Source organism: bacterium (assembly GCA_030019025.1).
GTDB lineage: Bacteria > Hydrothermota > Hydrothermia > UBA1063 > UBA1063 > UBA1063.
Window position 1 is genome coordinate 1 of the sequence record JASEFR010000044.1, and the last position, 5,162, is coordinate 5,162.

The 5,162-nt window shown below is 38.7% G+C and carries 8 protein-coding genes; all 8 read left to right on the forward strand.

Translation table 11 applies throughout. The annotated features are described in order from the left end of the window. The first annotated feature begins 98 nt into the window (after window positions 1-98). On the forward strand, window positions 99-512 hold the full coding sequence (ybeY, locus tag QMD82_08355) for an rRNA maturation RNase YbeY (GenBank protein ID MDI6851927.1): 414 nt from the start codon (window positions 99-101) through the stop codon (window positions 510-512). Further along, window positions 497-1,642 carry a CNNM domain-containing protein gene (locus tag QMD82_08360; GenBank protein MDI6851928.1) on the forward strand — a complete coding sequence of 382 codons (1,146 nt, stop codon included), beginning with the start codon at window positions 497-499 and terminating at the stop codon, window positions 1,640-1,642. The genes ybeY and QMD82_08360 overlap by 16 nt, the downstream gene beginning before the upstream one ends. Further along, window positions 1,639-2,520 carry a CNNM domain-containing protein gene (locus QMD82_08365; protein MDI6851929.1) on the forward strand — a complete coding sequence of 294 codons (882 nt, stop codon included), beginning with the start codon at window positions 1,639-1,641 and terminating at the stop codon, window positions 2,518-2,520. The genes QMD82_08360 and QMD82_08365 overlap by 4 nt, the downstream gene beginning before the upstream one ends. A gap of 1 nt (window position 2,521) precedes the next feature. Continuing rightward, window positions 2,522-3,526 carry a bifunctional ADP-heptose synthase gene (locus QMD82_08370; GenBank protein MDI6851930.1) on the forward strand — a complete coding sequence of 335 codons (1,005 nt, stop codon included), beginning with the start codon at window positions 2,522-2,524 and terminating at the stop codon, window positions 3,524-3,526. A gap of 17 nt (window positions 3,527-3,543) precedes the next feature. Beyond that, entirely contained in the window at window positions 3,544-4,284 is a 741-nt protein-coding gene (locus tag QMD82_08375) for a polyprenol monophosphomannose synthase (GenBank protein ID MDI6851931.1), read from the forward strand. Further along, complete coding sequence (locus QMD82_08380; GenBank protein ID MDI6851932.1) at window positions 4,281-4,658, forward strand: DUF5683 domain-containing protein; 378 nt, start codon at window positions 4,281-4,283, stop codon at window positions 4,656-4,658. The genes QMD82_08375 and QMD82_08380 overlap by 4 nt, the downstream gene beginning before the upstream one ends. Window positions 4,659-4,661: 3 nt before the next feature. Beyond that, window positions 4,662-5,072 (forward strand): archease, encoded by a 411-nt coding sequence (locus tag QMD82_08385; GenBank protein ID MDI6851933.1) that lies wholly within the window; start codon window positions 4,662-4,664, stop codon window positions 5,070-5,072. Between the two features lie 2 nt (window positions 5,073-5,074). Further along, on the forward strand, window positions 5,075-5,162 hold an 88-nt coding region (locus QMD82_08390), incomplete at its 3' end, for a GTP cyclohydrolase, FolE2/MptA family (GenBank protein MDI6851934.1).

The following is a 5,162-nucleotide window of genomic DNA, read 5'->3' on the forward strand; positions in this document are numbered from 1 at the left end:
GTTTTCCGAAACGGATCTGACTTACGCAGAGCTTGAAAAAATAAAAGAAGAACTGCTCAAGATTTTATTGAACCAGTATCATTTAAGGATTAAGTATCATGAAGATAAGGGTTATTGAATACGGGAAAGTAAAGCTATCGCCTGTTTTTAAAAAGAGAGTGAAAAGACTCATAGGCTATATTCTGCGAGGGGAAGAACATTCCTTTTCAGAAATAAATGTGATTTTAACGACGGATAATCGAATCAAAAGGATTAATAGAACCTTTTTGGGGAAAAATAGACCCACTGATGTCATATCCTTTAATCTTGATGAGATAGGGGAAATTTACATTTCCGTTGATACCGCAAGGAAAAGGGCTAAGGAGTATGGATTTGATGCCGAATATGAAATGGCAAGATATTGCATTCACGGACTACTTCACATTGTAGGTTATGATCACAAGGACAAAAGCAAGGCGAGGTTAATGGGTAAGAAAGAAGAAGAGTATCTCGCTTTATGGGAAAAATCCTGATTTTCTTTTTGCTTTTTTTTTTTTCCTTTAATTTAAGCGGGTGTGAAACGGCAATTTTTTCCACTTTACGTGCAGAACTTGAGAAGATTAAAAATCGTTTAATTTTCCGTATCGCTGAGGAATTGAAGCAATTTGAAAAAGAGACCCTTTTCTCGCTTCTTGTTTCCAATACCTTTGTGAACACCTTTGCTGCGTCTATTTTTTCATCGCTTTTCTGGAGCTTTTTGGGTAATATGCGATTACCTTCTGGATTAACTCAATTCGTTGATATATTGATTTTCACTACAATTATCCTTCTCTTTGGCGAAGTTAGCTCTAAATTAATAGCGGTTAAGTATCCACTTAAGATGCTCAGTATTAATTCTTTAGTCGTTTATCCTTTTTTTCTTTTATTGAAACCCGTTGCAAAGTTTATTCCTTCCTTTAGTTTGGAAGAAGCCGATGATACTGCAGGTGACGTTCTTGACGAAATGGAAGAGCTTGCAATTACCTCAGATCCTGCATTGAGCTCAAGGATATCTATTCTCCATATCAGGGTTGGGGAGCTTATGACACCGCGAGATGACATCGTTGCCTTAAAACCGACTGACACAGTTAAATATTTTTTAGAGGTAGTAGGGAGGCACTCTTACTCCAACTATCCTGTTCTGGACGGCTCTGAGTTTTTAGGCGTGTTAAAAGTGGGTGATACGAGGATTATCCAAGCAGATCCTGAAGAAAAAGTGGAAAGGTTCGTTACTGAATGTCCGGTGGTCCCTGTGAATGTTCGGGTTTTGAAAATTTTGAAAGATCACCCTGATGATGAATTTTTTGCCGTGATCGACGAGTATGGTAATTTTGTGGGGGTGTTGACCCAGTGGGATGTTCTTGAAAGATTTTACCCCGAGCCCCCGGTGAAGTGGATCGGCAAAAGAAGTCTAATTGTCAGTGGAGACCTTCCACTTCACGATATGGAATTGATTCTCAGGAAAAGAATTCCCTTTGACACCCCTACAGTACAGAGTCTAATAATGGAATTAACGGGGAGGATTCCAGATGAAGGCGAATTTATTGAATTAGAAGGTATTAAATTTGAGGTTATAGAAAAGGAATTTGCGAAACTTAATAAAATTAAGGTTGAACTTAAATGATCTGGTTTTTAATTTTGGTGGTTTGCATCTTAATGGTTTTTGTATTCTCAGCCTTTGAGACTGGGTATATTCTTTGCCGAAGAAAAGATTTTGTTGGAATTGCGGGAAAGTATAGAAAATTTCTACTAAATGCTGAAGAAGTAATAACCACTGTCCTTGTTGGATTAAACTTTTTTGAGTCTGCCTCCTCCATCGTGGCTTTCTGGTTTTTGAAAGGTCTTGGATTAGAGGCTGCAGAGTCCATAGGTATTTCTGGTATCATCATTTCCCTTTCACTACTCTTATCCGAATTTTTTGCCAAAAATCTTGCAAGGGAAAGGAGCAGTGCAATAGTTAAGTTCTTTGCCCCTTTTATATTTATGTTTTCTTATCTTGCAATTCCAGTAAACAGAGTCATTCTTTTAATGTTGTTTCCTATTCGATTATTCAGGGGCGAGAGGAAAAAAGAGGCTGCTGAAATTATTAAGTTATTGGTTTCAGATTCCGTTAGGGATGGTGAACTGGATAGCGAGAGGGCAAGGTTGATCCTTTTCCTTTCTCGATGGCAGGAGTTGAAATTGAAAGAGTTTGCAGAACCTGTTGACAGGTTTGTGATTGATGTTGAAGATTTGGTGAAGAATCCATTCAGATCAAATGGCCCCATTCTCATTTCGGAAAATAACAAAATTCTCGGCTTAGTTGATTTTAAAAAGTTTCTTCTAACTCGAAACGTAAAATCCAGCATAGTTTCTCTTCCGGTTTTAAGTGGAGATCTTCCATTAGAGAAAGCAATAGGAAAGTTAAAAGAAACAGGAAGCAAATTTTGTCTTGTAGATGTTGGGAAAAAGATTATGTTGTTTAGGTTTTCTCGATTTTTGAAAGTAATGGTGGAGGGATGAAATGGAAAAGATTCTGGAGGCCATTGAGAGATTTAAGGAACTGAGGGGAATTGTAGTAGGAGATCTGATGCTTGATGTCTATTCTTTTGGAACGGTGGAGAGAATTTCCCCGGAGGCGCCTGTGCCTGTTGTGCGAGTAGAACACGATGAGTTCAGAGTTGGTGGCGCAGCGAACGTAGCGAATAATTTGATATCCTTTGGAGCTGAGGTAATGGTTGCAGGCCTCGTGGGAGAGGATTTTGAGGGTGAGATGCTTATTGATTTAATGGAGAGCCAGGGGATTGAAGTTGAAATGGTAGAGGTAGTTAAGAGTAGGAGCACAATAGTTAAAAACAGGATAATTGCCAGGGGTCAGCAACTCCTGAGGATTGACTGGGAGGATTTGAATGATCGGAGTGGCAAAATTAAGAAAAAAATTCTTGAGAATGTAATAATCCAATCACAAAATGCCGATTTTATAATTATTGAGGATTACAACAAAGGGGTCTTAGATGGTTTTATGTATAGAACGATAATAGCTTCTTCCCCTGCACCGGTTTTCGTCGATCCCAAATTTGAGTATTATAGCTCAATGAAGAATGCCTTTTTGGTTAAACCCAACTTTGAGGAATTCAAGAAAGCCACAGGTATAAAAAAGTTTCGTGGAAACTTCGGAACGAGTGTCGAGACTTTTAGGAAAAAATTAAATATAAAAAACCTGGTGGTTACGAAAGGCGAGGAAGGTATGTACATTTCCAATGGGGATGAGATTTATCACATCCCATCACTTCATAAAAAGGTTTTTGATGTTACAGGTGCGGGAGATATGGTTATTTCCTTGCTTGCTCTTGGTATGAGCGCCGGACTTTCCCTTTTTGAAGCCTCTGTCTTGGCTACGATTGGCGCCGGTATTGAAATTACCAAACTTGGCGCACAGCCTGTTACAAAAGATGAATTGATAACGGAGGTTAGAAATCAATGGGATAGATTGTTAAAGGATGTAATTCCATTGAAGGAACAGGGCTAAGGCTTTATTCTAAACCTATGGAGAAAGTTCTTGTGATTATTCCAACTTATAACGAAAGAGAGAATATAAGAGACATCGTCCCCATAGTCCTTTCTAAGGGGGAAAACATAGATGTTCTTGTCGTTGACGATAACTCGCCCGATGGCACTCAGGAAGAAGTGAAGCTCCTTATGGAGAGATATGGTGAAAGGGTAAATCTTTTAGCAAGGCCAGCAAAGCTTGGCCTTGGAACTGCCTATGTGGAAGGCTTTAAGTATGCTCTGAAGAAGGGCTATGATTTAGTGGTAGAAATGGATGCCGATTTTTCTCACAATCCAGAAGACTTGCCAAGGCTTATTGAAGCCGCTAAGGAGGCAGATTTAGTAATTGGTTCGCGCTATACCGATGGAATAAGCGTGGTTAATTGGCCATTGAAAAGGTTAATTTTGTCTTATTTTGCAAATGTTTATGCACGTGTCGTTACAGGTGTACCGGTAAAGGACCTCACCGCAGGCTTCAAGTGTTTTAGGAAAAAAGTGCTTGAAAGTATAGACCTTTCAAAAATTCACTCCGATGGTTATGCCTTTCAGATAGAAATGGATTACTACGCTTATGAAAAGGGCTTTAGGATAAAGGAGGTTCCAATTATCTTTATAGAAAGAAGGTCAGGAACCTCAAAGATGTCTAAAAGAATAATCAAAGAGGCCTTTTTCCTTGTCCTTCTTTTGAGGTTAAAAAAAATTCTAAAGGGTTTGAGAAAGTTATTTAAAAAGAAATGAAATTCCTTACTTTTTTGGTCCTTATTTTAGTGGGAGTGGAAGGAAAAAATCCGGGAAAAGCGGTCCTCATGTCAGCCTTTTTGCCGGGTGGAGGGCAATTTTATAACGAGAAGTACTTGAAAGGTTTTATTGTTGCATCAGTGGAGGTCTTTACCGGATACAACTCTATTTCCCGCTACGTTAAATACAGAAAATCCGGGGATTTGCAAATGTTTAACGAAAGCCTTTCCTATGGGTTTTATTTTTTGGGAACATGGCTATATTCGTTGGCTGATGCCTATGTGGATGCTCATTTATTTAATTTTAAAGAAAAAGTTGAACTGGCATTGTTTCCGAGAGGTGTAAGTTTTGCTTACAAAATTAAATGGAGATGAACTATGCCATACGAAATTCTTGACCACACAGCAGACTTTGGAGTAAGGATATACGGGAAAACCCTTGAAGAGTTGTTTAAAAGCGGTTTTGAGGCTATAGTTAATGCGATGGTTGAGAATAAAAGGAAGGGTGAACAAAAAGAGTTAACATATATGGATAGGGCGGAAACCTTAGAGGACCTCCTTGTGGATTTTTTGAGTGAGGTTATTTTTAGAACGATTGTTGAAGGGAAGATTTTTACCGATTGTGAACTGAAAATAGAGGGTACCTCAATTAATGCAAAGCTTTTTTATGAGGACTACGATCCTGAGAGACATAGGCTGAAAAAGGAAATTAAGAGCGTCACTTACCACAATCTGGATATAAGGAAAACCCCGGATGGTTTTGAAACCTATTTGATCTGTGATGTTTGAAGATGAAGGACGTTCAGAATCAGCACGACCTAAGAAAGATCCCTTTAGATAAAGTTGGTATAGAGGATCTTCTTTATCCCATAAGGGTGA